Consider the following 23,540-nt stretch of genomic DNA (forward strand, 5'->3'; position numbering starts at 1 on the left):
CTTGGGAGGACTTTTGAACCGACGTTATGCTGGTATTGCTTTTGCACCAGCCCGCCGGAAGAAATCCGAAAACAGGCCAGTAAGGGCTTCTTTTTGTGGCGGCCACTCGCGGTCGGCCACGGTGCTTTCCGGTATCCAGCCAGCCTGACCCGGCAGGACATGGGACTGAACCTTGACGCCTGCCTGACGCAGCCGCTCGGCATAGGCCTGGGTCTCGTCACGCATCGGGCATTCAGCACCGGTGACGAGCAGTGTCGGCACCAGACCGGCAAGACGCGTACACAGCGCAGGCGCGGCATAGGGGTGGGTAAACCCACCGCACTGCCCCAGATAATGCTGCCAGCCATCCGACATTGTCTGCACTGCACTTTCCGGGCAGTATTTGCGGAAAGATGCCGTCGCAAGGCAAGGATCTAGCATGGGCGAAAGCAATATCTGACCTTTAAGATCCGTCAGATTCTGATCTCGCGCCATAAGCGCCAAACCGGCTGCAATATTGCCGCCCGCCTCTTCACCGGCAACGAACAGCATCGACTTCTTGTGTGCAAACTCCGGGCAACGCGCACGCATCGAAGTCAGAATGGCATAGGCCACCTCAAGCGCCGCCGGGAACGGGTTGAGACAGGCCGACGAATATTCCGGCGAGACGACCACCGCTCCCGCATCGGCAAGAGCTTCGGCGACACCCTCGCAGGCATCTGGACAATCAGCTGAGAAAGCCCCACCATGGAGATGCAGCACCACAGGTGGCGGTGAAAGCAATTTGGCGCCGCGATAAATGCGTGCCGTGCAGGCGCAATTGCCAGCCTGCATTGTTTCAACCGTGAACTTCTCGCACATCTTTCTTAGCTTTCATGTCTAGCGGCAAACCGCCATGGTCAAATATTAGCATTGTCTATTATCTGGAATAGTCCCCCTGGATTGGTTACACTATCCAAAATATCGAACAATGACGGTTATTAATCAATGGACCAACTCTCGGCCATGCGCGCCTTTCTCCGGGTTGTCGAAACCGGAAACTTTACGCGCGCTTCCGCGTCACTCAGCATGCCCAAGGCAACCATCAGCAATCTCATTCAGGGATTGGAAGCCCATCTGGGCGCAAAACTCCTCAATCGCACCACCCGTCGTGTTCTCGTAACACCGGACGGCGCACTTTACTATGAGCGTGCGGCCCGCCTGTTGGCCGATTTGCAGGAACTCGACGGCAGCCTGTCCAGCGCACAGACCTTGCCCAAAGGTCGCCTGCGCGTGGAAATGGCGAGCGCCGTCGCCAATTTAATCGTCATTCCCGCCCTGATCGAGTTTCACCAGCGCTATCCCGATATCCAGATCGACCTTGGCGTTTCGGATCGCCCGGTTGATTATGTGGCGGAGAATGTGGATTGCGCCATTCGCATTGGCGAGTTGACCGACCAGTCGCTGATCGCACGGCGCATTGGCGACATGCATTTTATTGCCTGTGCTTCCGCCGAATATCTCGATCGCTGTTCTACGCCGCACCACCCGTCGGACCTTGCCAGCAACACCTATGCGGTCGGCTATTTCCGACCCTCCACCGGGCAGCAAATGCCGTTTCACTTCAAGCGCGGCACGGAGGAAGTCGAGATCAACGGGCGCTATGTCGTGGCCGCCAATGAATCGACCACCTATCTGGCGGCAGTCCGCGCCGGTCTGGGCGTCGCACAAGCGCCCCTCTTCATGGTTCAGGAGGATCTGGAAAAAGGCACGTTGCGGCCAGTCCTCGAAGACTGGCAGATCGAACCGATGCCGATTTATCTGGTCTATCCGCCCAACCGACATCTCAGCAATCGTCTGCGCGTCTTTGCTGATTGGGTGGTCAAGGTCATCGCCAAGTCGCAAATGGTGGAGCGCCGCTGACAGGTACTCTCCAAAAGTACCTTTCCAGCCCCGGAATCGCTGATCTCGAGGCACAGCCAATGCGAACAAATTTATAGTGGATTTATTTCCCGATACTGGCCTTGACGAACGCTATTGCGCGCCTATTGATCCTTAAATATGCCTGTACCGGATTGAAACATATGCCTTATTAGCGTCTGCTATCGACGTCTTGGCGGTTTACTTATCATCTGACATGCAGTAGCTTCGGAACAGCTAATATACAGGGACTTTTTAGCTAACTCTCGCCCATATCAGACTGCTCGATCATCTGCCCGGAACTGCTTTCGTATCTTGTTCTTATTCGTTACGTAATGAGAGGGGACTATGGCGTCAGGCGACAATCAAAAACTTCCGCTTCTCGCGCTCACTGCCATGGTTGTGGGTTCAATGGTCGGCGCAGGCATCTTCAACCTGCCCGGTCGTTTTGGTGCGGCTACCGGCCCATTCGGGGCCATCATTGCCTGGCTGATCGCCGGCACCGGCATGTATATGCTGGCACGCGTCTTCCAGTTATTAGCCGAGAAAAAACCCGATATCGACTCCGGCGTCTTTGCCTATGCCAAAGCCGGTTTCGGCAACTATATGGGCTTCCTGTCGGCCTTTGGCTACTGGCTCGGCAGTTGTCTCGGCAACGTGTTTTACTGGGTGCTGATCGGCTCCACGCTCGGCCGCTTCTTTCCCGATATTTTCGGCGACGGCAGCAGTATTCCAGCCATTGTCGTGTCACTCATCGGCATCTGGGCGTTTCACCTGATGATCCTGCGCGGCGTCGAACAGGCGACATTCATCAACACGATCGTCACCGTGGCCAAGATCGTGCCGATCATCGTCTTCATTCTCGTGCTGATCTTTGCATTCAACTACGATCAGTTTGCCGAGAACTTCTTCGGCGGCCCCGATATGCCCGCCAAGCCGCTAATCGCGCAGGTGCGCGACACGATGCTGATCACTGTCTTCGTGTTCATCGGCATTGAAGGCGCGAGCGTTTACTCCCGCTTCGCCAAGAAACGCTCCGATGTCGGTACGGCAACCATTCTCGGCTTTGTTGGCGTGCTGGGCCTGATGGTTGCAGTCACGCTGCTGCCCTATGCCGTCATGCCGCAATCCGCCATTGCCGCCGTACAGCAACCGTCACTTGCCAGCGTTCTTGAAACGGTGGCTGGCCATTGGGGTGCGGTGTTCATTTCGATCGGCGTGCTGGTTTCGGTTCTCGGCGCTTATCTCGCATGGTCGCTGATCTGCGCCGAAGTTCTGTTTGCCGCCGCGAAATCGGAAGACATGCCGAAAATGTTCGCCGCGCAAAACAACAACCGGGTTCCGGCCAATGCGTTGTGGTTGACCAATATCGTCGTCTCGCTGTTCGTCATCTCGACCTACTGGTCGCAGGATGCCTTCAACTTCATGCTCGATATGACGAGCGTGACCTCGCTTCTGCCTTATCTGCTTGTAGCCGGTTACGGCATTCTGGTTGCCCGTCGCGGAGAAGGATATGCGCCGGGCGAAGGCGGACGTGGACGCGATCAGGCTTTTGCGTGGATTGCGGCCATCTACACCATCTTCATGTTCGTCGCCGCCGGGCTCAAATATGTGCTGCTCGTGGCGGTTCTCTTCGTGCCGGGCACGATCCTCTATTTCTGGGCACGTCGCGAACAGAAAGTGCAGCTCTTCACCACGGTCGAACTCGTGATCTTCGGCATAACCGTGCTTGCGGGTTTGATCGGGTTCTACGGTCTGATGACAGGCCTCATCACACATTGAGTCAATCGGCGAATAATCACGCGTAGGGAGGTTCAAGCACCATGACAAACGGCACTCCGCTTGGTGTACATTCTGAAGTCGGTCAACTGCGCAAGGTGCTTGTCTGCGCGCCGGGGCGCGCCCACCAGCGCCTGACCCCAAGCAATTGCGACGATCTGCTGTTCGATGATGTCATGTGGGTCGACAATGCCAAGCGCGACCATTTCGACTTCATGACCAAGATGCGTGATCGCGGCATTGAAGTGCTGGAAATGCACAATCTGCTTGCCGAAACGCTGGCCGTACCGGAAGCAAAGAAATGGATTCTCGACCATCAGATTGTACCGAACCAGATCGGGCTTGGTCTGATCGATGAAGTACGCTCCTATCTCGAAGGCCTATCCAACCGCGAACTGGCGGAAACGCTGATCGGCGGCCTGTCGACGACCGAATTTCCCGAGGCGATTGGCGGCGAGCAGCTTGCGCTGATCCGCGATGCCGCCGGGGCCAATGAATATCTGCTGCCACCGCTGCCCAACACGCTCTACACACGCGATACGACGTGCTGGATCTATGGCGGCGTGACGCTCAATTCGCTCTACTGGCCAGCCCGCCATGAAGAGACAATTCTCACATCGTCCATCTACAAGTTCCATCCAGACTTTGCAGGTAACGTCAATGTCTGGTGGGGCGACCCGACGAAGGATTGGGGCCTGGCCACGCTGGAAGGCGGCGATGTGATGCCTATCGGCAAGGGCAATGTGCTTATCGGTATGAGTGAACGCACCTCCCGGCAGGCCATCAGTCAGGTCGCGCAAGCCCTGTTTGCCAAAGGTGGGGCGGAACGCGTTATCGTCGCGGCCATGCCGAAACTGCGTGCTGCAATGCATCTCGATACGGTGTTCACCTTCGCTGATCGGGATTGCGTGCTGATCTATCCGGATATTGTCGACGGAATTGATGCCTTCTCCTATCGCCCTGACGGCAAGGGCGGCGTCGAGCTGCACAAGGACAAGGGTAGCTTCGTCGATACCGTTCGCGATGCGCTGGGCCTAAAGAAGATGCGCGTCGTCGAAACCGGCGGCAATGATTACATGCGCGAGCGCACGCAATGGGACAGCGGCGCCAATCTGGTCTGCGCTTCCCCCGGCGTGGTCTTTGCCTATGACCGCAACACCTATGCAAACACGCTGCTGCGCAAGCAAGGCATCGAGGTCATCACCATCACCGGCGCGGAACTTGGACGCGGACGCGGCGGCGGCCATTGCATGACCTGCCCGATCATTCGCGACGCTGTCGACTACTGAGTTGCGGTCATGACAGGTCGCTGTCGAACTGACCGGACTTGCTTCAGCACCACGCCAACACATGGCGGGGTGCCCGTCGCATGACAGAAAGCACGCGGACAGTCGGCGTCATCGTACCGGCCATACTTATACTTGCCTTGATGTATGTGGCGCAGTCGGTTTTCGCGCCGCTTGTTTTCGCGCTGTTCATCATCGCCATGGTGTGGCCGTGCCAGTCCATCCTGCAACGCTATATGCCGCGCGGCCTCGCTTTGCTGATAACCCTCGTGGTTTCCATGGCGGTGATGATCGCCGTCGGATCGTCGCTCGTCTGGGGTATCAGCAAACTCGGACAATGGTTCTTCGTCAATGCCGACCGTTTGCAGAGCATTTATCTCGGCTGGACTGACTGGCTGGAAGAACATGGCATTGCACTTGTCGGGCCATTGGCTGATCGGTTCGATGTTCTGTGGGCGGTCCGCTTCATGCAGGGCATGGCGGGACGGCTGAACAGTTTTGCCGGCTTCCTGCTTCTCGTCTTCATCTTCCTGATGCTCGGCCTGCTGGAAGTTGATGACTTCAACAAGCGTCTGACTTCGCCCTATGCCCAGCCCTATGGCAAGACCATCCTGCTTTGCGACCGCATCATCGGCGCGAAACTGCGGCGCTATATGCTGGTGCGCACATTTGCCAGCGTGCTCACCGGCCTGATCGTCTGGCTTTTCGCGCTTGGCGCAGGGCTGGAACTGGCGACCGCATGGGGCGCTATCGCTTTCTCCTTCAACTATATTCCTGTGCTCGGTCCGCTCTTTGCGACGACATTGCCAACACTGTTCGCCATCGTGCAGTTCGACTCCTGGCAATTTGCCATCGTGGTGTTTCTCAGCCTCAACGTCATCCAGTTTGTCATTGGCAGCTATCTTGAACCGCGACTGGCCGGCGCCTCGCTGTCGATCTCGCCATTCGCGGTTATATTCGCCGTCTTCTTCTGGAGCTTCATGTGGGGCATTGCGGGCGCTTTCATCGGCGTTCCGATCCTGATCGCCGTCATTGTCTTTTGCGCTGCATCGCCATCACTGTCGTGGATCGCCACACTGATGTCGAATGACAAGCCGCTTCTCTGGGACGAACCGTCCGGCGACCTGACTGAAAATCCGAAAGCATCACCTGGAACAAAGCCAAGTTGAACGCACCTGAATAGCATTCAATGCTATTGTAATTTACCGATCAGGTAACAAGGGAGGAATTGTTATGTTTCGGCTGGGACAAAAATATCAATCCTTCGTCCATGGCTCCGGCTGCTCTTGTCTCAGCCCCGCCTTGCAACAGGTTTCCCGCCGACTAGACAATTTTTCACGCCGATCATTCCTTGCAGGGCTTGGAGCTACGGCGATCGCGGCAGCGACCCCGAAAAAGCTTTATGCCCAGACGACGGGTGCAACGGCCAAGACCTTGTTCCGACAGGTCAAACTGTTTGACGGCAAGTCTGACAGCCTGCGCGACGACGTCCAGATTCTGGTCGAGGGCAACAAAATCGTCGCCGTGGATACGACAAACAGCGCACCGCCCGCCGACGCGACCGTGGTGGATTGCGGCGGTCGCGTTCTCATGCCCGGCCTGATTGACGCGCACTGGCACACTCTTTATGCAGCCGTTCCGTTGAATGTCCTGCTAACCGGCGATCCCGCAGGCATATTCGCCTCATCAACGGCGGAGGCCGCACGCACGCTTGAGCGCGGCTTTACGACCGTTCGCGACATGGGCGGACCGGTGTTCACATTCAAACAGGCGATTGATAATGGCATCATTCCGGGTCCGCGCATTTATCCATCCGGTGCAATGATCACCACGACTGGAGGTCATGGTGATCTGAGAATGCCTTTTGAAGTTCCACGTAGCGGTAACGAACTCAGCCTCGGCGAAAAGATCGGCGGCGCGGCTATCGTGGACGATGCAGGCAGCCTCAAGATGCGCGTGCGCGAGCAATTGATGCAGGGCGCGTCTCAGATCAAGCTGGTCGGCGGCGGCGGCGTTTCATCACCACGCAGCCCGCTTGATATGTCGACTTTCGACGAAAACGAGATACGCGCCGCCAATGACGTGGCGCGCGACTGGAACACCTATATGACCGTGCATGCCTATGCACCGCACACGGTGCAACGCTCGCTCAATGTCGGCGTGGGTTGTATCGAACATGCGCATCTGATGGACGATGAAACCGCGCGAATGTTTGTCGACAAGAATGTCTGGCTTAGCACGCAGCCATTCATGAGCGCGGCGGATACCGGGACGCTAAGCGGCCCCTCAGCCGAAAGAGCAGAGCAGCTGTTTGCCGCGACGCCCAAGATGTATGAGCTGATCCGGAAGCACGGGGTCAAAACCGCCTGGGGTTCGGACATCTTGTTTTCACCCCAGCTGGCGCCGCGGCAGAGCTTCATGCTCACCCATCTCAGCCAGTGGTATTCGAATGCCGAGGCGCTGCGCATGGCCACCTCCGGCAACGCGGAACTCCTCACCCTTTCCAACCTGCGCAATCCCTATCCGGGCAAGCTCGGCGTTATTGAAAAGGATGCGCTTGCGGATATTCTGGTTTTGAACATCAATCCGCTTGAAGATATCCACGCCTTGGAAAAGCCAGCAGAGACTATGGCGGTCATTATGAAGGACGGGCGCATTCACAAGAACACGCTGTGATGCCTTTCGACTGACATAAAGCGAAAGCGCCACTCAATGCATGTAACAAAGGGCGGAGCTGCGGCTTCGCCCTTTTTTTGCGCTTAATGCACCACCATGAAATGGCGATTATTTAGACGAATGCCTAAATAATAATCACCGTCATTCTCAAAGCCTCTCCATTGTCTGTCGGGCTGATCGCCATTCCCCATCCGTGAGATGAAGACAAAATTTTAGCTCCTCAATAAATCTCGTCTTTTCAAACATATAGGCTAGCCAGCCCCACAAAAAGCTCGCCCTTTTTGAAACTGGCATGACACTTGCATTTCAATAGGCAGAAGCAGGGAAGAGCATATTGATGGTGGCTGCCCCTACTGTGTTGGTACAATACCCATCATAAAAGAGACTAGGCGATGACAAAGTATAAGCTCGAGTACATTTGGCTAGACGGTTACACTCCGACACCGAACCTGCGTGGCAAGACACAGGTCAAGGAATTCGATGCGTTCCCGACGCTCGAGCAACTGCCGCTCTGGGGCTTCGACGGTTCGTCGACGATGCAGGCCGAAGGCCGCAGCTCCGATTGCGTACTGAAGCCAGTCGCCATCTATCCTGATCCAGCCCGCACGAACGGCGTGCTTGTGATGTGCGAAGTCATGATGCCGGATGGCGTCACGCCGCATGCATCGAACAGCCGCGCAACCGTTCTCGAAGACGACGATGCATGGTTCGGCTTTGAACAGGAATATTTCCTTTATCAGAACGGCCGCCCGCTCGGCTTCCCTGAGCACGGTTTCCCTGCCCCGCAGGGTCCATATTACTGCGGTGTAGGCTCCAGCAATGTTGGTCCGGTTGCCCGCAAGATCGTTGAAGAACATCTCGACCTGTGCCTCGCCGCTGGCATCAACCACGAAGGCATCAATGCCGAAGTGGCCAAGGGCCAGTGGGAATTCCAGATTTTCGGCAAGGGTTCAAAGAACGCCGCCGACCAGATCTGGATGGCGCGCTACCTTCTGCTTCGCCTTTGCGAACAGTATGAAATCGACATCGAATTCCATTGCAAGCCGCTGGGCGACACCGACTGGAACGGCTCGGGCATGCATTGCAACTTCTCGACAAAGTTCATGCGCGAAGTTGGCGGCAAGGACTATTTCGAAGCGCTGATGGCCCAGTTCGACAAGAACCTGCAGGACCACATCGACGTCTACGGCCCGGATAACCATCTGCGCCTGACCGGCAAGCATGAAACGGCCCCGCTGAACAAGTTCTCCTACGGCGTTGCAGACCGTGGCGCTTCGATCCGCGTTCCGCATTCCTTCGTCAAGAACGGCTATAAGGGCTATCTTGAAGATCGCCGCCCGAACTCGCAGGGTTGCCCATACCAGATCGCCTCCCAGGTGCTGAAGACCATTTCCGAAGTTCCGACCTCGGAAGATGAAGCTCTTGCCGCTTAATTAGGCAGATAGAGAGACCAAACGAAAATGGCCGGGGCGCGAGTCCCGGCCATTTTTGTGCATGTGAGCGGCGTCTGGTTCGGATCACACAGGCATCAGGGCCTTGCCAAGGGGCACCAGCGCGAGAGCAAGAGCCAGCACCAGCAGGGCCGTCGCAAGAATAGCCGCGCAATGGGCGAGCACTATCTGCCTTGCGGAAACTGCATCCGCATCATCGTTCTGCCTCTTCATCACAGGTCTGCTCCCGGCAAAATCTCCAGAAGCGGGCGAGCGAAATGTAGGACTTCAAACGCAATACCTTGCGCCGTCGGTTCAGGCTGCTCCGACGAGACCAGCACCCGCGTGAGTTTCCAGTTGAGCGAGTCCAGACCGACGGTAGCGGCCACAGTCATTGCCTGCCCGGCCAACAGACGATTGCGCTCAATCTCTGCGGCAATCACATCGGTCAGCTCGCTGTCGACCGGAACGGCAATCTCTTCCTTATACAGGAAGCGCGCTTTCCGTGCCGCACCTTTGCGGGCATCAAGTGCGAGGGCCGTCGCAATATCCGCACGGCCAAAACTGTCCGTCACCGTCATGTAAGCGCCCGAGACAAGAAAATCGTGAAAACCCGCATCGTCCTGCCACAGATAGAGCGAGGAATAGTGATTGGCCGTCGCGCCGAGTGCCCCACTTTCGCGGAGGAGAAAAGCCTTGAAAAGCAGCCTCGGCGTGGAATCCCATAGTTTCCCGCGCTCGCTCGCCCGTTCCCGGATCAGATTGATATCGTAGTTCGATGGCAGCCGGTGGCCGTAATTGGCAATAATCATGACCCATGTCCTTGCATGTCGTGCATCATGCAAAGAAAGGTAGCCATCGACGGAACATTTGAATAGAATATCATTAGATGTTTCAATGATAACAAATTGCAATGGTATGCCCATGAAGGGACTGGATATCGAGGCCGCCCGCGCCTTCGTTCTGACCGCCGAGCTTCGCAGCTTCACCCGCGCCGCGGAGGCGCTCAACACAACGCAAGCCGCGGTGAGCCTGAAAATCAAGCGTCTCGAAGACGGCATCGGACGCAAGCTTTTGGAGCGCACGCCAAGGCTCGTTCGCCTTTCCGCGGACGGGGATGCCTTCTTGCCGCGTGCCCGCGCACTGGTGGCGGCGCATGAGGAGGCCATCGCCTGTTTCGACCTCGATCCTCGCCGTCTGATCGTTGGCATCAGTCATCATATCGTCGGTGCGGAGCTGCCCTTGCTGCTGAAGCGCCTAGGCAGCGCCGAGCCCGGCCTTGTACTGGAGATGCGGATAGCCACCTCTCGCGATACGCTGGCAGATTTCGAGCGCGGTCTTCTCGACGCGGCCATTGTCCTGCACCACGACAACATCCGGCGCGATGGCGAGAAAATACTGGAAGAAACCTTCGGGTGGATGGCCACGCCCGATTTTGAATATCGCAAGGGTGAACCCTTGCGTCTGGCAACACAGGCAGCGCCTTGCAATGTGCGCAGCATGGCGACAAATGCGCTGGATGCAGCACATATTCCGTGGACGGAAGCCTTCGTTGGCGGCGGCGTCATGACGGTCGGCGCAGCCGCTTCCGCCGGGCTGGCCGTCGCGGCGTTGGGTCGCCGCGTCGCACCGGCGGGAACCATTGATATCGGGCCGCAAGCTGGCCTGCCCCCACTGCCGTCGCGTGATGTGCTGCTCTACACCAATGTGCACGACCAACAGGCAAAAGCTGCGCTGCGCGCGCTCAGCGCTGCAATCCGCGCAACCGCAAACAAGGCCATCGGCGCCTGAACAAAACCCTGCCCGGCTGTCGACCGGGCAAGGCGTCTTACAATCTACTTCAACGCAGGTGATGCACCGCCTGCAATTCATAGACCGGCGTATCGATGCCCTCCATGCGGGCTTTCAGTTGCAGCGACAGATATTGCGAATAATGCCGCGACTGGTGCAGGTTACCGCCATGGAACCACAGCGCCTCCTGCTGCGTCGGCTTCCACATATTGCGCTCTTCGCCCTCCCATGGACCCGGGTCCTTGGGCGTTTCCGACCCCAGACCCCAGACCTTGCCGACCTTGTCCGCCGTCTCCTGATTGATGATATCGGCAACCCAGCCGTTCATTGAACCGTAGCCCGTCGCATAGACGATCAGATCGGCGGGCAGCTCTGTCCCGTTGGCGAGCCGGACCGAATTCTCGGTGATCTCATCAATCTGCCCCGAGGCAAGCTTGATTTTGCCGTCGATGATGAGTTGCGAAGCACCGATATCGATATAATAGCCGGAGCCGCGCCGCAGATATTTGAGGAACAGGCCCGAACCGTCCGAGCCGAAATCCAGCTGGAAGCCGGCCTTTTCAAGCGCGGCATAGAAGTCGGCATCGATCTCGCGGATCTTGTCATAGATGGGCTTTTGGAACTCGTGCATGATGCGATAAGGCAGCGACGCGAAGATCAGATCGGCCTTGGCGGTGGTGACGCCGTTTTGCAAAGCCTCTTCCGAGTAAAGCGCGCCAAGCCCGTGCTTCATCAGCGGTTCGGAGCGAACAATATGGGTCGATGAACGCTGCACCATCGTCACATCCACGCCAGCTTCGCACAGCGCTGCGCAAATATCATGCGCCGAATTGTTCGACCCGATGACAACGACCTTCTTGCCCTTGTAACCGTCCGGCCCCGGGTGGCGGGACGAATGCTGCTGCTCGCCCTTGAAGCGATCCTGCCCTTTGACGCTTGGAATATTCGCCTTGCCCGACATGCCGGTCGCGAAGACAAGCTGCTTTGGACGCAGAACGACTTCCTCGCCGTCCCGGTCCACGACCACAGACCATTCCTTCTTGTCCTCGTTCCATTGCGCAGACTTCACCGTGGAGCGTGTCCAGTAATTCAGCTCCATCACCTTGGTGTAGAATTCCAGCCAGTCGCCAATCTTGTCCTTCGGTGCAAAAACCGGCCAGTTTTTCGGGAAGTCGATATAGGGCAGATGATCGTACCAGACCGGATCATGCAGGCAGAGCGACTTGTAGCGCTTGCGCCATGAATCGCCGGGGCGCTCATTGCGCTCGATGATGATCGTCGGCACGCCAAGCTGGCGCAGGCGTGCGCCGAGCGCAATACCGCCCTGCCCGCCGCCAATCACCAGCACATAGGGCTGCTTGTCATAGCCGAGTGTGCGGGCTTCTTCCTCGCGCTCTTCCTTCCAGGTCTTGGCGCCAAGATCCTGACCGTGCTTCGCGCCCAACGGGCGGGTAAAGCCGGACTTTTCCTCGTGACCCTTCAGCTCCGACATGACGGTGAGAAGGGTCCATATCTTGCCACCCTTCAGTCGAATGAGACCGTAACCACGCGCAACTTCGGTTTCAAAAGAGATCCAGCTTTCGGTGACGCCATCGGCTTCCGTCGCTGTCTCCCCTGCTGCGACGAGCCATTTTGTCGGTTTCACAAGCTGCAATTGCGATTGCAGCATATCGCGCACCTGATCATGACCCTCCACAGTCTTGATGTTCCAGGTGAAGGCGACCAGATCGCGCCAGTAGCAATCATCGGCAAACATCGAAACTGCTTCATCTATCCGGGCCGCTTCAAGTGCTGCGCCGAACTTGTCGAGAAAGGCCTGCACGCGGACATTTGGTGTTTTCTCAAGCATTGCAATTTCCTCCCTTAGATATTGACGCCGGGCTCTCCCAAGCCCGGCAGTGAAATGCGTTATCTTTTGAGATCGATCAGAATTTTGAGCTGCGTACCCGCCGGGTCGAGCAAGCGGTCGAAACCTTCGGCAACAGCGTCCTCCAACGCGATTGTCTTGGTAACGATCTTTTTCGCCGGGATTTGGCCGCTCGCAATCAGCCTTGCGACACGCGGCCAGTAATGGGTGGGGTAGGCCCAGGAGCCGCGAATATCGATATCCTTGAACGTGACATCGAACCAGTTGAGCGGGTTTTCATGTGGGTGAAGGCCGGTCTGCACCACAACGCCCTGTTTGCGAACAGCATCGGTACAGTTCTTCAAGGCATGTTCATTGCCGACGCATTCGATAGCCACATCACAGCCGACATTGCCTTCGGTTTCCGCTCGGACCACATCACCGACATTTTCCGATTTCGGATTGATGGTGCGAATGTCACCCAGTTTTTCACGCGCGAGCTGCAAGCGTGTCTCGTTCAGATCGGACAGGAATATCTGCGAAGCGCCTGCGGCCCGCGCCGCCATCGCCACCAGAATGCCGATGGGACCAGCGCCCGTGACAAGCACGCTGTTGCCAGCCGTCACGCCGCCACGGTCACAGGCATAAACCGCAACTGCCGTTGGCTCGATCAGCGCCGCCTCTTCATCGCTGAGATCGTCGGGAATGGGCTGGACATTATAGCTGTTGAGCAAGGCCTGTTCGGCCATGCCGCCCGAATGCCATGACAGTCCCGCTAGCGCCAGACTGGTGCTCAAATGATAAAGCCCACGATCAGCAAAATAGTCGCCTGCCCGCGGCATGATGAGCGGTTGTACCGACACGCGGTCGCCCACCCTCACGTGGTGAACATCAGCCCCCACCGCCTTGACCACACCGCCAAATTCATGGCCCAAAATCTGAGGACCACTCGCCTTGGTGAAGGGATGCGGTTCAGTCGGAATGAAAATCGGACCATAGGCATATTCGTGCAGATCGGTCCCGCAGATGCCGCAAAAGCGGTTTTCAATCAGAACCTGATCCGCGCCAAGATCAACCGGCGCCGGCACGTCTTCAACGCGCAGATCCTTGGCAGCATAAAAGCGCAACGCACGCATATATTTCTCCTCCAGTTGCGTCAAAGGAGGAAATAGCAAGCCGCGTGCCAGTTGCGGCCTATGATCTAAGCCATTGTTTTTTCGTTATTTTATTTAGATGAAAGAATCCAGCCTGAACCGATGCAACAGGGTTTATGCAACAGCTGTTGCAACTGTTGCACCGTCAGTGTGTCTGCTTCAAACGACGATGGATCGTCGACCGATTGACGCCGAGTTTTCGCGCCAGCGCGGAAATATTGTTGCCGCATGCGTCAAGCTCGCGGCGTAAGGCTTGCTGGTCTGTACGACCATTTCCCATGGCGATTTCGGCCTGAAAATGTTCGGGCAGACAGTCGATGGTGATTGTTGCATCTGTTGCAATTGCGGCTGCAACACGCAACGTATTGTCGAGTTCACGCAGATTTCCCGGCCAGCCATAGCCCGCCAGCGCTTTTCGCGCGGCGCGATCAAGCGTGATCGTCTCGCCCTCTTCTTCCCCGATACGGCGCAGAAGATGATCGACCAGATTGTCGAAATCCTGCCTCTGTCGCAGCGACGGCAGGGTCAGCGTCGCGGCATTGAGCCGATAGAGCAGATCTTCACGAAAACGCCCTTCGGCAGCGAGCGCAGCCAGATCGCGATGCGATGCCGACAAAAGCCGGAACTTGACCGATTTCGGCTTCAGCGCACCGACAGGCTGGATTTCGCTTTCGGACAGAACGCGCAGCAGGCGGCTTTGCAGCGCAAGCGGCATGTCGCCGATCTCGTCCAAAAACAGCGTGCCGCCATTGGCCGCCTCGATAAGCCCGGTCTTTCCCTTCTGCATCGCGCCGGTGAAAGCGCCGGGCACATAGCCGAACAATTCGGATTCAATCAGTTGTTCCGGTATTGCCGCGCAATTGACCGCGATGAAGGGGCCGGGTTTGGCGTTGCTGTCATGAATGGCGCGCGCCAGATATTCCTTGCCGCTGCCGGTTTCGCCCTTGATGAGAATGGGGATATGCCGGTCCGCCAGTTTGGCCGCACGGGCCTGAAGCGCTTCCATGGCCGGGTCGCCGAAACTCAACTGGCGCAAGGCCGCAGGCAATCGCACGGAGACGCTGGTCGCAGGTGCGCGGAAACTGCTGACAGGCGCAATGGCGCTTGCAAACAGCGCCAGACCGTTGCGCGCCCGGAGCAAGCGCTCGCCATTGGGCCGTCCGCGCATCAACGCCGGAAGCTGATCAATATCGATATCGAAGACACTGGAAATGGGTTTCCCGATAAAGTCCCTGGTCGAGATTGTGCTCAGGTTCATGCCGCGTGCGACCGCACCAAAACCGCCATGCGTCATGCCGGTAATCGTACCGCTGCCATCAATCGTAATCGCCGCATCGGGATCGACATCGAGAAAATCCGGCAATCGCGCCAGACGCAAGACCCAGTCCTCGCGGGCCCTGGTCATCAGATTGGCAAGCTCGATCCGCCGCGCTGTCGAAGCGACCAGATGCAGCGCCAGCTGCTGGCTGGCTTTCGCAGTCGGCGAGCGCAGTTGCGAAATATCGAGCACCGCCGACAGATCGCCAAACGTATCGAAAATGGGCGCTGCCGTGCAGGTCAAGCCGATATGACAGGCGTCAAAATGATCGTCCTGATGGATGATGACGGGCTTGCCCGAAACCATGCAGGCCCCGACGGCGCAGGTTCCCGCGCGATCTTCCGACCATTCCGATCCGAGATAGAGACCCGCCTTGCGCAGCTGATTGTCGAATGTGGGGTCGCCCATGAATTCCACAGTGACGCCACGTGCATCCGACAGCAGCAGGACATAGCTTTGATCGGCGACTTGCCTGAACAGCGCTTCAAGACCGGTACGCCCGATGCGGATGAGTTCTTCCGACTGCTCACGATGCTCCCGCAGCAATGTGTCGGGCACGATATAAGCTTCCTGCGTCTGGGCAGGATTAAGCCGATAATCATTGAGGCAGCGCAGCCAGGATTGAATAACAGGGCGATCACGATCCGAGGCCCCGCCCATGGCGACGCGCTCAATCTCCTTGATGTGCGACAGGGTCGACACCATGACCATCCTCCTCCACCTGAATGCTGGCACAAGACGGGAAGGCGTTCAAGCGAATAGAGTGTTGTCAGCTTTGGCTGACAAAGGCCGCATAATTATCAGCCAGCACTTTGCCCAATATGGCCGCGTAAGCGCTGTAGTGATCTTCACCTCTGGCGACACGCCCAAAGGTCGGCTCCGTGAAGGTCGATAGCGGCAAAAGCACCAGTGGTGTTGAAACCGGCGTCAGCTGCGCGCCTTGCCCGGCCCGCAAGGTGGTCAGCAGGCCGAACATCTCGCCGGTAATGCTGGGCCGTGACAGAACCACCATCCGATATTGCCCGGATGTATTGGTGACGAGATAGATGTGCCCGGACAAATGCGGGACGGATATAGAGCCGTGCTGCGAAAAGGAGGCGTCGGTGCGCTCGCGCTCGCGAAACCGCAGCCGCGTGCCTTCATCGTCCCAGACGATTTCCGTGCAATAGGCGAAGATCACATCCGGGTCGCCGAAGGATGGGCGCAGGGTCAGATAGGTTCCCTCCAGCCACGAAACGGCAGGCCGCGAATAGGCCCCCAGTTCCTCGGGCGCGTGGCCACTTCCGTAGCCGTTTGCGACTGGGCGCTCGGCGGCATCCCCGGCTTTCGGTGCCAGCGCCCCGCCCGGCTCACGCAGAGCTACGCCCATCGCCTGTTCAAGCCGGATGATAGTGGCAAGCGTGAAAGGCCTATGCCCCGACAGCGCTTTTTCCAGCGTTGAAAGACTGATCCGCGCATCATCCGCGAGTCGCTGGCGCGAAATGCGCCGCCGCGCGATTTCCTCGCGAACCCGCGCCGCAACGCTACTGCTTTGATTTTCCGACAGATAAGGGTCCCCGTGGACCATGCGCCAATTTCCTGATTGCGTACTTTCTTTCACAATTCCACACATGTCCGCCAGCGGCAAGACGGTTTACGGCAAGATGCGGACGAAAGAGGTCAAAGCTGACGCTGGCGAGGAAACAGCGCCTTGCAGACAATCGCTCCAGTTACTCCATCGAGGAAGGGAGCCTGTCATGCACACCGCAATCACTGTTTCACATCAAAGGGATCGGCGAAATTTTCTCGTCCGCTTCTGCCAGCTTCTATGGTTTGGGAACGCTATCCTGCTCCCCGCACTGGCCGTTATCTTCGCCCTGTTTCACCCCTTGCAAGCGCGCGCGGAAACAACCGCTTTCGTGACGCCGAATGAGATGGAATCGGGCAGCCTGCTGATGCAGACCGAACAGGCCGGACAATATGTCGAAGCCCCGCGCCTTGCCACCGATGTAGACATCACTGTCAGCGGCCCGACGGCGCGGGCGCGTCTTACCCAGGCTTTCGAAAATCCCACCAATGGTTGGGTTGAAGCGCTCTATGTGTTTCCACTGCCCGAAGATAGCGCGGTTTACTCGTTGAAAATGATCATCGGCAATCGCGTTGTCGTGGCCGACATCAAGGAAAAACAGGCCGCACGCGCCATTTATGAGCAAGCCCGCAGCGAAGGCAAAAAGGCCGCATTGGTTGAGCAGCAGCGGCCCAACGTCTTCACAAATGCCGTTGCCAATATCGGCCCGCATGAAAAGGTCGTCGTGCAGATCGAATATCAGCAGGCCGTTCGTCTGGCCGATAACCGCTTTTCGCTGCGCGTGCCACTGGTCGTTGCGCCGCGCTACAATCCGCAGGACAAGGCCGCCATCGACCAGCGCGCAGAACTGAATGGTGGCTGGGGACGACAGTCCACCACCAGCACGGCGCAGACCACCCATGACGCGCCGATCCATACGTCACTGACCGAACCGGACAGCGCACGAACCAACCCGGTTACGCTTGCAATCAAGCTGGACGCCGGGTTCCCGGTCGATGATCTGAAGAGCCTCTATCACCCCGTCAAGATCGACCGGCTGAATGGCGAGGCACGCCAGATCACATTGCAGGGCGATGCCATTGCCGATCGCGACTTCGTGCTCGAATGGGGCGCTGCGGCAAGCGCCACGCCAACCGTCGGTCTGTTTCGTGAGCAGGTCGGCAACGATGACTATGTGCTTGCCTATGTCACACCGCCGGTTCTGGCAGCGCCCAAAAAGACCAGCCGCGAGATTGTCTTCGTGATCGATAATTCGGGTTCGATGGGCGGCACTTCCATGGCGCAGGCGAAAGCCAGCCTCGACTATGCCCTGTCGCGACTGGAACCGAACGACCATTTCAACGTCATCCGCTTTGACGACACTTTGACCAAGTTCTTCCCGGACAGCGTTGCCGCAACCGGCGAGAACGTCACCGCCGCGCGCAGCTTTGTCGGCCAGCTGGAAGCCTCCGGCGGCACGGAAATGCTGCCGCCGCTGCACGCCGCCCTCGATGACAGTCACCAGAGCAAGGGCCTGCGTCAGATCGTGTTTCTGACCGATGGCGACGTGAGCAACGAACAGGAGCTTCTCGATACAATCGCCGCCCGGCGTGGACGCTCGCGCATCTTCATGGTTGGCATCGGTTCAGCCCCGAACAGCTATCTGATGAACCGCGCCGCCGAACTTGGTCGCGGCAGCTTCACCCATATCGGTTCGACCGCGGAAGTCGACGAACGCATGCGCGCCCTGTTCGACAAGCTGGAAAACCCCGCCGTCACAGACATCCGGGCCACTTTTTCCGAAAAGAATGTCAGCCTCACGCCGACATTGCTGCCCGACCTTTATCGCGGCGAACCGCTTGTCATTGCAGCCCGCATGGGCAAGGCAACCGGTGAAGTGACCATCAACGGCATGGTTGGCGACCACCCGTGGACCGTCACACTACCGCTCGATCAGGCCAGCAACGCGGAAGGCATTTCCAAGATCTGGGCGCGTCGCAAGATTGATGATGCGGAGGTTGAAGCTACGCTCGGTTCGATCAGCCAGGACGCAGCAGATGCCCGTATCCTGCGGCTGGCGCTCGATCATCATCTGGTGACGCGCCTGACCAGTCTCGTTGCTGTGGATGTAACCCCGTCTCGCGCTGCCAATATACCGCTGACCCAGGCCGATATTCCGCTGCATCTGCCTGCTGGCTGGGACTACCGCACCTTGCTCGGTATCGGCGCAACCCGTGACGCGAATGCCGGACAGGCAACCGAGAACGAAACCGCCGAGTGGAGCGGCGTCAATAGCCAAGCCAAGCCTCAGGCCGCTCCGTCGCCGGTTTCTCCGAACCTTCCACTGCCGCAAACGGCGACACCTGCAACCCTTCTGATGCTTCAGGGATTGTTGGCCGTGCTGGTCGGTGCCCTTCTCTTCTGGTTCACACGTCGTGAAAAGGCAGGCAGCCATGAGTAATCATCAGTCCATCCTCAAAGGGGGCGCGCTTGCGCGCTCCCTCTCGACACTCCTCGCCTGCCTTCTGATTGCAGGCGGTCTGGTCCTCGCCGGTCAGGGCATATGGATCCACGCCAAGGCCTTTGCCGCGCAGATCTTGCTGGAACGCGCTTTTACACAGAGTGTCGCGACCGGCGTGCCAGTCAAGCCATGGAGCTGGGCTGATACATGGCCGGTTGCACGGATCGAAGTTCCGCGACTGGAAGCTGCCGCAATTGCGCTCAAGGGCGCGAGCGGTCAGGCGCTTGCCTTCGGCCCGGGGCATCTCGACAACACGCCTGAAGCAGGAGATCGGGGCACCGCAGTCTATGCCGCGCACCGCGACACCCATTTCGCCTTCCTGAAAAATGTCGAACCGAACGACCTGATCCGCATCACGCGGCGCGACGGAAAGATCGTCACCTATCGCACGACGCATATGGCCCTAGCCCGCTGGGACGAAGCTCCGATCGACCCGCAGGCGACAGGAAAACATCTCGTGCTGGCGACCTGTTACCCGTTCGACGCAATCACACCCGGACCGCTTCGTTATCTGGTCTATGCCGATCTGGTCGGAGATGATTGAGCAGGTTCAGGCGGGGCCAAGCATGATGTTGGTCTCGCTTTTGCTGACGCCCTGAAGTGAACGGATCGTCGAGATCACCTCGTTGAGTTCCGACATGGTCGCCACTTCCAGTTCGGCAATCACATCCCACATGCCGTTCGTGTTGAAGAGACCCGTCAAACCCGGCACGCGCTTGATCGCGCTGATTGTCGATTTGAGCGATGAGCCTGACATTTCGATCAGCATGAAAGCCCTGATCTGGTCCTTGCCGATATCGTCGCGCACACGGACCGTGAAGCCCTTGATGTCGCCATTGGCCACCATGCGGTCGAGACGCTTTTGAGCTGTCGCGCGCGCCACCCCCAGAAGCTCGGCCAGCTGTGGCACCGATGCGCGGCCATTGATACGCAATTCCGTGATCAATCTCTTGTCGAGTTCGTCCATGTCCCCTCTTTCTTTTTAGTAAGTACGCCTGCCTATATCGGCAGTTATTTATAAAAATAATCACTTTATGTTCTTTTTTGTCAATCTGATTGCAGATATTGATTTTCGCCAAGGGGATTGCCCAGGTGGTTTCCAGACGTCGAACGCGATGGAAACACACGGACAGCCCCGGCCAATCTCTGCTTGGACCGGTCACAAGGTCACGAAAACAAGCGCATGCAAACGGCGATTTCACGGTCCCGATATCCGGGGCTTTTACTGGGGAACTGACTTACATGAATACCGCGAAATTTTTCTCGACAGCGCTTCTGGCGCTCGGCCTCAGCTTTTCCATGACCGCGGCCAAGGCCGACGATCTGGAAAAGATCCAGAAGGCCGGCAAGATGTCCATTGCCCTGTCCGGCGTTTTTCCTCCTTTCAGCTTTGTGGATGAATCCAACAAGGTCGTCGGCTTCGACGTCGATGTCGGCTCTGAAATCGCACACCGCCTGAAGGTCGAGCCGGAGATCGTCACCACCGCATGGGACGGCATCATCGCCGGTCTCGTCACCGGCCGTTACGACACCATCGTCGGTTCGATGGGCATCACCGAAGAACGCAAGAAGGCCATTGCCTTTGTCGGCCCTTACTACCGTTCGGGTCTGGCGTTGTTCGTCCGCAAGGACGACGCTGCCACCTCGCTCAAGGAATTTGAAGGCAAGACCATCGGCGTGACGCTTGGCGAAACCTCTGAAAAGTGGGTCCGCGAACAGGGCAAATACGACGTGCGCACCTATAAGGGCCTGCCGGAAATGCTGCTCGACCTCGGTTCGGGCCGTATCGATGCGGTTGTCGCTGACGACGTGCCGGTTCTAGTTGCCATCTCCAAGAGCAACGCGCCCATCAAGCAGGTCAAGGATGACCAGCTGCCGCGCTACGACATCGGCATTGCCGTGCGCAAGAACAATCCGGAACTTGCCGCTGCCATGCAGAAAGCTCTGGACGACATGATGGCCGACGGCACCTACAAGGCTATCTCCGAAAAGTGGATCGGCGCGGATATCCGCTAATCTCCCTCTCCAGAAGATGGGTTGCGACCGCAACCCATCTTCGGTTTTGATCCCCGAAAGCTTCTTGGTCCTGCCCGCTTTTTGACCGCCGACAAGCGGCCCGGTCAAGCGTCGCGGTTCCTCTGGCTATTCCATGAGCCACCGATGGGGAAGAAAGGTTGAAGGATGGATATCGCACTTATCGAGCGGATTTTTCCCTTCATTGTTCAGTCTGCCTGGGTCACCGTTCAGCTGACCGTCGTATCGCTTCTGATTGGTCTGGTCGTCGCAACCGTTCTGGTCATCGCCCGCTTTTCGCGTTTCAAGCCGTTCCGCTGGTTCGCCACAGGCTATGTCAGCATCATGCGCGGCACGCCGCTGCTGGTGCAGCTTTTTCTGGTCTTCTTCGGCGGCCCGCAATTCGGTCTGGAATTCAGCCCGTTCATGGCCGGTGTGATCACCATGGGCTTCAACATCGGGGCCTATATGTCGGAAGGCATACGCGGCGCCATTCTGGCCGTGGACAAGGGTCAGAGCGAAGCTGCCCGCAGCATCGGCTTTGGACGTTTCAACACGATGCGGCTTTTCATTCTGCCGCAGGCAGCACCCTTGATGATCCGTTCGCTCGGCGTCAACACGATCATCCTGACCAAAAGCACCGCGCTTGTCTCGACAATCGGCGTGGTCGAGCTGACCTATTCGGCACAGCGTTTCGTGACATCGACATACAAGCCCTTCGAAGTCTTCACGGTCGCCGGTATCGCCTACATCGTCATCATAGCCATCATTTCTATGATCGTTCGCGGCATTGAAACCTTCTTCAACGCTGACAGGAGGGCCGAAGCATGAGCCTCGATTTTACGGTCGTTCCTTCCTATCTGGAACTGCTCTTCATCGGTCTGCTCTGGACGGTGCTGATCACAATCCTCGCTGGCATCATCAGCGTGGTGCTGGGCGTCGTCATCGCTCTGGTGACGCTGCATGCGCCTAAGGTTGTCAGCCTGCCGGTGCGCGGCATCGTGTTCCTGTTCATGGGAACGCCGCTGCTGCTCCAGCTCTATCTTCTCTATTACGGCCTATCGCAGATCGGCATCATGGTTCCGGCCTTCTGGACCGGCGTGTTCGGCCTTGGCATGCATTACGCCGCTTATAATGCCGATATTTTCCGCGCTTCCCTGCAAGCCGTGGACAATGGCCAGATGGAAGCGGCCCGTTCGCTGGGTTTCAGCCGGGGCATGTCGCTGCGCTATTTCATCATTCCGCAGGCGATCCTGACCGCACTGCCGCAGGTGGGCAATAACAGCATCATCCTGCTCAAGGATACAGCCGTGCTTTCCGTCCTCGGCATCACGGAACTGGTTCTGAATGCGCAGCGCGCCATCAGCGAAACCTACCGTCCATTCGAATTCTATTTCGTCGCCGCCGTGCTCTATTACGCCGTCAATCTTCTGATGGAATGGGCATTGAGCAAAGCGGCCAAGAAAGCGGAAGCTATCCGATGAACACACAGACACCCATGATCGAATTGCGCCAGATCAGGAAATCCTATGGCGACCATGAAGTTCTCAAGGGCATCGACCTGACCGTTGCACGGGGCAAGATCGTTTCCATCATCGGCCCCAGCGGGTCGGGGAAAAGCACGCTTCTGCGCTCGATCAACATGCTGGAAGAAACCTCGGGCGGCGAAATCTGGCTCGACGGCAATCAGGTCAACAAGCCGCTCAAGGGCCATGCCTTTGAAAAACACATCAACCATATCCGTCAGGAAATGGGGATGGTTTTCCAGCAGTTTAACCTGTTCCCGCATCTGACCGTGCTGCAAAACATCATGATCGGACCAATGCGGCTCAAGCATCTGCCGCACGCCGAAGCGCTGGACCGCGCCAACGCCCTGCTGGCAAAGGTCGGGCTTGTCGACAAGGGCAATGCCTATCCGGCCCGCCTGTCGGGCGGCCAGAAGCAGCGCGTGGCGATTGCCCGCGCACTCGCCATGCAGCCCAAGGTCATGCTCTTCGACGAGGCCACATCGGCGCTTGATCCCGAGCTGGTTGAAGAGGTCAATCAGGTGATGAAGCAGCTCGCCAGCGAGCACATGACCATGCTTATCGTGACCCATGAAATGCGCTTTGCCGCTGAAGTGTCCGACCATGTGATGTTTATGGATGGCGGCGTGGTGGTCGAACAGGGATCGCCAGACCAGATGTTGTCCAATCCGAAAGAGGAACGGACCCGCGCTTTCCTGCGAAAGCATCTTTCGCACTAGAGCGCGTTTCGATCTGATTGGATCAGATCGGCGCTCTAATTCTTTGTTTTAACGCGC

At 57.8% G+C, this 23,540-nt stretch carries 21 protein-coding genes; 13 read left to right on the top strand and 8 right to left on the bottom strand.

What is annotated here, in order from left to right; translation table 11 throughout:
- Nucleotides 1-24 precede the first annotated feature (24 nt).
- Nucleotides 25-840, bottom strand: a complete 816-nt coding sequence (locus FHW00_RS09030; RefSeq protein ID WP_078338260.1) for an alpha/beta hydrolase — start codon at nucleotides 838-840, stop codon at nucleotides 25-27.
- 126 nt (nucleotides 841-966) lie between these two features.
- Here FHW00_RS09030 and FHW00_RS09035 point away from each other — a divergent pair, with 126 nt between their 5' ends.
- The 6 genes from FHW00_RS09035 to FHW00_RS09060 all read left to right on the top strand — a co-directional run bounded on the left by FHW00_RS09035 (nucleotide 967) and on the right by FHW00_RS09060 (nucleotide 9,052).
- Nucleotides 967-1,881 carry a LysR family transcriptional regulator gene (locus FHW00_RS09035; protein ID WP_078338259.1) on the top strand — a complete coding sequence of 305 codons (915 nt, stop codon included), beginning with the start codon at nucleotides 967-969 and terminating at the stop codon, nucleotides 1,879-1,881.
- 345 nt (nucleotides 1,882-2,226) lie between these two features.
- A complete protein-coding gene (locus tag FHW00_RS09040) occupies nucleotides 2,227-3,660 on the top strand; it encodes a basic amino acid/polyamine antiporter (protein ID WP_078338258.1) in 1,434 nt (477 codons plus the stop codon).
- A 41-nt stretch (nucleotides 3,661-3,701) separates the two neighbouring features.
- Nucleotides 3,702-4,946 carry an arginine deiminase gene (gene arcA / locus FHW00_RS09045; RefSeq protein WP_078338257.1) on the top strand — a complete coding sequence of 415 codons (1,245 nt, stop codon included), beginning with the start codon at nucleotides 3,702-3,704 and terminating at the stop codon, nucleotides 4,944-4,946.
- Between the two features lie 80 nt (nucleotides 4,947-5,026).
- Entirely contained in the window at nucleotides 5,027-6,112 is a 1,086-nt protein-coding gene (locus tag FHW00_RS09050) for an AI-2E family transporter (RefSeq protein WP_078338256.1), read from the top strand.
- 64 nt (nucleotides 6,113-6,176) lie between these two features.
- Nucleotides 6,177-7,619 carry a metal-dependent hydrolase family protein gene (locus tag FHW00_RS09055; RefSeq protein ID WP_078338255.1) on the top strand — a complete coding sequence of 481 codons (1,443 nt, stop codon included), beginning with the start codon at nucleotides 6,177-6,179 and terminating at the stop codon, nucleotides 7,617-7,619.
- Between the two features lie 392 nt (nucleotides 7,620-8,011).
- Nucleotides 8,012-9,052 carry a glutamine synthetase beta-grasp domain-containing protein gene (locus FHW00_RS09060; protein ID WP_078338254.1) on the top strand — a complete coding sequence of 347 codons (1,041 nt, stop codon included), beginning with the start codon at nucleotides 8,012-8,014 and terminating at the stop codon, nucleotides 9,050-9,052.
- A gap of 84 nt (nucleotides 9,053-9,136) precedes the next feature.
- Here the strand turns inward: FHW00_RS09060 and FHW00_RS09065 are convergent, their stop codons facing one another.
- Both FHW00_RS09065 and FHW00_RS09070 read right to left on the bottom strand, forming a co-directional pair.
- Entirely contained in the window at nucleotides 9,137-9,283 is a 147-nt protein-coding gene (locus FHW00_RS09065) for a hypothetical protein (RefSeq protein ID WP_162762663.1), read from the bottom strand.
- Nucleotides 9,283-9,861 (bottom strand): DUF4865 family protein, encoded by a 579-nt coding sequence (locus FHW00_RS09070; RefSeq protein ID WP_078338410.1) that lies wholly within the window; start codon nucleotides 9,859-9,861, stop codon nucleotides 9,283-9,285. The genes FHW00_RS09065 and FHW00_RS09070 overlap by 1 nt, the downstream gene beginning before the upstream one ends.
- 112 nt (nucleotides 9,862-9,973) lie before the next feature.
- Between FHW00_RS09070 and FHW00_RS09075 the strand changes: the two genes are divergently transcribed.
- The gene (locus FHW00_RS09075; RefSeq protein ID WP_078338253.1) at nucleotides 9,974-10,840 is read left to right on the top strand and encodes a LysR family transcriptional regulator; all 867 of its coding nucleotides are present in this window, start codon (nucleotides 9,974-9,976) and stop codon (nucleotides 10,838-10,840) included.
- 49 nt (nucleotides 10,841-10,889) lie between these two features.
- Here the strand turns inward: FHW00_RS09075 and FHW00_RS09080 are convergent, their stop codons facing one another.
- The 4 genes from FHW00_RS09080 to FHW00_RS09095 form a co-directional block, all read right to left on the bottom strand.
- A complete protein-coding gene (locus FHW00_RS09080) occupies nucleotides 10,890-12,689 on the bottom strand; it encodes an NAD(P)/FAD-dependent oxidoreductase (protein ID WP_078338252.1) in 1,800 nt (599 codons plus the stop codon).
- Between the two features lie 59 nt (nucleotides 12,690-12,748).
- Nucleotides 12,749-13,822 carry a 2,3-butanediol dehydrogenase gene (locus FHW00_RS09085; RefSeq protein WP_078338251.1) on the bottom strand — a complete coding sequence of 358 codons (1,074 nt, stop codon included), beginning with the start codon at nucleotides 13,820-13,822 and terminating at the stop codon, nucleotides 12,749-12,751.
- Nucleotides 13,823-13,985: 163 nt separating this feature from the next.
- Nucleotides 13,986-15,863, bottom strand: a complete 1,878-nt coding sequence (locus FHW00_RS09090; RefSeq protein WP_078338250.1) for a sigma-54-dependent Fis family transcriptional regulator — start codon at nucleotides 15,861-15,863, stop codon at nucleotides 13,986-13,988.
- A 64-nt stretch (nucleotides 15,864-15,927) separates the two neighbouring features.
- Nucleotides 15,928-16,725, bottom strand: a complete 798-nt coding sequence (locus FHW00_RS09095; RefSeq protein ID WP_078338249.1) for a helix-turn-helix domain-containing protein — start codon at nucleotides 16,723-16,725, stop codon at nucleotides 15,928-15,930.
- Nucleotides 16,726-16,894: 169 nt separating this feature from the next.
- Here FHW00_RS09095 and FHW00_RS09100 point away from each other — a divergent pair, with 169 nt between their 5' ends.
- A complete protein-coding gene (locus tag FHW00_RS09100; RefSeq protein WP_078338248.1) occupies nucleotides 16,895-19,165 on the top strand; it encodes a marine proteobacterial sortase target protein in 2,271 nt (756 codons plus the stop codon).
- The gene (locus FHW00_RS09105; protein WP_078338247.1) at nucleotides 19,158-19,769 is read left to right on the top strand and encodes a class GN sortase; all 612 of its coding nucleotides are present in this window, start codon (nucleotides 19,158-19,160) and stop codon (nucleotides 19,767-19,769) included. Before FHW00_RS09100 ends, FHW00_RS09105 begins: the two co-directional genes overlap by 8 nt.
- A 6-nt stretch (nucleotides 19,770-19,775) precedes the next feature.
- Here FHW00_RS09105 and FHW00_RS09110 read toward each other — a convergent pair whose 3' ends face one another.
- Nucleotides 19,776-20,192, bottom strand: coding sequence for an Lrp/AsnC family transcriptional regulator (locus tag FHW00_RS09110; protein ID WP_078338246.1), 417 nt, complete (start codon nucleotides 20,190-20,192; stop codon nucleotides 19,776-19,778).
- A 275-nt stretch (nucleotides 20,193-20,467) separates the two neighbouring features.
- Between FHW00_RS09110 and FHW00_RS09115 the strand changes: the two genes are divergently transcribed.
- The 4 genes from FHW00_RS09115 to FHW00_RS09130 all read left to right on the top strand — a co-directional run bounded on the left by FHW00_RS09115 (nucleotide 20,468) and on the right by FHW00_RS09130 (nucleotide 23,483).
- The gene (locus FHW00_RS09115) at nucleotides 20,468-21,241 is read left to right on the top strand and encodes an ABC transporter substrate-binding protein (protein WP_078338245.1); all 774 of its coding nucleotides are present in this window, start codon (nucleotides 20,468-20,470) and stop codon (nucleotides 21,239-21,241) included.
- Between the two features lie 165 nt (nucleotides 21,242-21,406).
- Nucleotides 21,407-22,069, top strand: coding sequence for an amino acid ABC transporter permease (locus tag FHW00_RS09120; RefSeq protein WP_078338244.1), 663 nt, complete (start codon nucleotides 21,407-21,409; stop codon nucleotides 22,067-22,069).
- Nucleotides 22,066-22,722, top strand: coding sequence for an amino acid ABC transporter permease (locus FHW00_RS09125; protein ID WP_078338243.1), 657 nt, complete (start codon nucleotides 22,066-22,068; stop codon nucleotides 22,720-22,722). Before FHW00_RS09120 ends, FHW00_RS09125 begins: the two co-directional genes overlap by 4 nt.
- Nucleotides 22,719-23,483 (top strand): amino acid ABC transporter ATP-binding protein, encoded by a 765-nt coding sequence (locus FHW00_RS09130; RefSeq protein ID WP_078338242.1) that lies wholly within the window; start codon nucleotides 22,719-22,721, stop codon nucleotides 23,481-23,483. Before FHW00_RS09125 ends, FHW00_RS09130 begins: the two co-directional genes overlap by 4 nt.
- The last annotated feature ends 57 nt before the right edge of the window (nucleotides 23,484-23,540 follow it).

The sequence above is a fragment of the Ochrobactrum sp. P6BSIII genome, from assembly GCF_014138065.1.
Lineage (GTDB): Bacteria > Pseudomonadota > Alphaproteobacteria > Rhizobiales > Rhizobiaceae > Brucella.

What these genes read in the sequence shown, in the direction of transcription:
- FHW00_RS09030 (WP_078338260.1), bottom strand. Translation starts at nt 840, where the DNA reads ATGTGCGAGAAGTTCACGGTTGAAACAATGCAGGCTGGCAATTGCGCC.
- FHW00_RS09035 (WP_078338259.1), top strand. Translation starts at nt 967, where the DNA reads ATGGACCAACTCTCGGCCATGCGCGCCTTTCTCCGGGTTGTCGAAACC.
- FHW00_RS09040 (WP_078338258.1), top strand. Translation starts at nt 2,227, where the DNA reads ATGGCGTCAGGCGACAATCAAAAACTTCCGCTTCTCGCGCTCACTGCC.
- arcA (WP_078338257.1), top strand. Translation starts at nt 3,702, where the DNA reads ATGACAAACGGCACTCCGCTTGGTGTACATTCTGAAGTCGGTCAACTG.
- FHW00_RS09050 (WP_078338256.1), top strand. Translation starts at nt 5,027, where the DNA reads ATGACAGAAAGCACGCGGACAGTCGGCGTCATCGTACCGGCCATACTT.
- FHW00_RS09055 (WP_078338255.1), top strand. Translation starts at nt 6,177, where the DNA reads ATGTTTCGGCTGGGACAAAAATATCAATCCTTCGTCCATGGCTCCGGC.
- FHW00_RS09060 (WP_078338254.1), top strand. Translation starts at nt 8,012, where the DNA reads ATGACAAAGTATAAGCTCGAGTACATTTGGCTAGACGGTTACACTCCG.
- FHW00_RS09065 (WP_162762663.1), bottom strand. Translation starts at nt 9,283, where the DNA reads ATGAAGAGGCAGAACGATGATGCGGATGCAGTTTCCGCAAGGCAGATA.
- FHW00_RS09070 (WP_078338410.1), bottom strand. Translation starts at nt 9,861, where the DNA reads ATGATTATTGCCAATTACGGCCACCGGCTGCCATCGAACTACGATATC.
- FHW00_RS09075 (WP_078338253.1), top strand. Translation starts at nt 9,974, where the DNA reads ATGAAGGGACTGGATATCGAGGCCGCCCGCGCCTTCGTTCTGACCGCC.
- FHW00_RS09080 (WP_078338252.1), bottom strand. Translation starts at nt 12,689, where the DNA reads ATGCTTGAGAAAACACCAAATGTCCGCGTGCAGGCCTTTCTCGACAAG.
- FHW00_RS09085 (WP_078338251.1), bottom strand. Translation starts at nt 13,822, where the DNA reads ATGCGTGCGTTGCGCTTTTATGCTGCCAAGGATCTGCGCGTTGAAGAC.
- FHW00_RS09090 (WP_078338250.1), bottom strand. Translation starts at nt 15,863, where the DNA reads ATGGTGTCGACCCTGTCGCACATCAAGGAGATTGAGCGCGTCGCCATG.
- FHW00_RS09095 (WP_078338249.1), bottom strand. Translation starts at nt 16,725, where the DNA reads ATGGTCCACGGGGACCCTTATCTGTCGGAAAATCAAAGCAGTAGCGTT.
- FHW00_RS09100 (WP_078338248.1), top strand. Translation starts at nt 16,895, where the DNA reads ATGCACACCGCAATCACTGTTTCACATCAAAGGGATCGGCGAAATTTT.
- FHW00_RS09105 (WP_078338247.1), top strand. Translation starts at nt 19,158, where the DNA reads ATGAGTAATCATCAGTCCATCCTCAAAGGGGGCGCGCTTGCGCGCTCC.
- FHW00_RS09110 (WP_078338246.1), bottom strand. Translation starts at nt 20,192, where the DNA reads ATGGACGAACTCGACAAGAGATTGATCACGGAATTGCGTATCAATGGC.
- FHW00_RS09115 (WP_078338245.1), top strand. Translation starts at nt 20,468, where the DNA reads ATGAATACCGCGAAATTTTTCTCGACAGCGCTTCTGGCGCTCGGCCTC.
- FHW00_RS09120 (WP_078338244.1), top strand. Translation starts at nt 21,407, where the DNA reads ATGGATATCGCACTTATCGAGCGGATTTTTCCCTTCATTGTTCAGTCT.
- FHW00_RS09125 (WP_078338243.1), top strand. Translation starts at nt 22,066, where the DNA reads ATGAGCCTCGATTTTACGGTCGTTCCTTCCTATCTGGAACTGCTCTTC.
- FHW00_RS09130 (WP_078338242.1), top strand. Translation starts at nt 22,719, where the DNA reads ATGAACACACAGACACCCATGATCGAATTGCGCCAGATCAGGAAATCC.